Raw genomic sequence first — 906 nt, 5'->3', positions numbered from 1 at the left:
GCCTTTTCAAGTTTACGACCAGACCTTATACCATCAATCTGACCCATAAGAATATTTCTAGCAAGCATTCTCCTAGAATAAGCTTTCTTACCTGGAGTATCAGCATATTTAGAATGCAAATCACCAAAATCATACCGACTAACCAATTCCTCAATAAAAAAACAAATATGATTATCTGGAATAAAGTCCCTCAAATTTAAAGGAAGTAAAAACACCTGACCAATACTATCTTCATGCAAAACCATAAACACCAACTCAACAAAAACTAAAAAACATTAATACTATATTACACCCCATAATATTTAAAACTAAGCATAACTAAAAAGAATCAAAAAATAATTATTGCACAGCCAATAGATAATGGTAAAGTTCTATTGATCTGTAGCCTCTGTCAAATATGAATATTTTTTTCATCTTTTTTAGCCATTTATATTGGAATAGGTTCTTTAGATTTTTTTGAAGTAATGTTTTTTCGCTTGTTCTGTGAATGTCTAGTTCAAAATCCAGGATGAATTTGTTTAGAGAGTCATATATCATGTTAGATTTTGCTTCGCATGATTTTATTTCTTGGAATTTATTTTTCTGTCCTCCAAATATTTTTAGTAGTGCTTTGTGGAAAGGTAATTCTAATTTGCTTCCATCAGCAGCTAATAACAAGTGTCCTTTGAATTTTTTATGTGTTTGATTTTCGTAAAAGGTACTTAAATGATGTATCTTTAGTTTTTTAAAGACTAAAGGTTTGATTTTGAGCCTTGCTTGTGAAAATGCTTCTTTTGTAACTTCTATTTTTCCTATTTGTTTGAAAAATTTAACTAATTCCATAGTATTTGATAATCCTTGATTATTGATGAGTATTAATATTAAATTCACGAAATTTAATGGACTATTACGAGTGAAATCTGATGA

The 906-nt window shown here is 28.8% G+C and carries 1 protein-coding gene and 1 pseudogene; both read right to left on the bottom strand.

Going from position 1 to position 906, the window contains the following annotated elements; all coding sequences use genetic code 11:
- Nucleotides 1–245: pseudogene (locus MBFIL_RS04760) on the bottom strand (hypothetical protein); the annotation flags it as partial.
- A gap of 94 nt (nucleotides 246–339) precedes the next feature.
- A partial coding sequence (locus MBFIL_RS10810) for a hypothetical protein (RefSeq protein ID WP_211261716.1) occupies nucleotides 340–906 on the bottom strand: 567 nt, incomplete at its 5' end.

Source organism: Methanobrevibacter filiformis, assembly GCF_001639265.1.
Classification (GTDB): Archaea; Methanobacteriota; Methanobacteria; order Methanobacteriales; family Methanobacteriaceae; genus Methanacia; species Methanacia filiformis.
The sequence above is the reverse complement of the archived record's forward strand: the minus strand, read 5'-3'. Positions and strand labels throughout refer to the sequence as shown.